This is a genomic window from Pseudomonas sp. F220, from assembly GCF_057813935.1.
On sequence record NZ_JBVASJ010000188.1, the window covers coordinates 1 to 276 of the forward strand.

The 276-nt window shown below is 59.4% G+C and carries 1 pseudogene; it reads left to right on the forward strand.

Features of this window, described 5'->3' with window-relative positions:
* Positions 1–276, forward strand: a pseudogene (locus ACZYSM_RS29585) (hypothetical protein); the annotation flags it as partial.

Sequence of the window (276 nt, forward strand, 5' to 3'; positions counted from 1 at the left end):
ACGTGGAAGACTTCATCAAGGACAGCCGTGACTGGGCGCTGCGACTACCCGCCGACAGCAAGACCTGGCTAAAGCTTGCCAAGGGCACTGCTGTGGTGGCGCATCAGGCTTGTTTCAGCGCTACACAACCGCCCACCTTGAGCGCCGCTCACACGCCGAGTGCTACCGACCTCTTGGTTCCCAAGAGTTTGCTCGATGGCTTGTCTGCCGAGAGCAAAATCGCTATCCCGGCTACGAGTGAGCGCAAAGCCTGCAACTGGTACCGCCTTCAAGGGT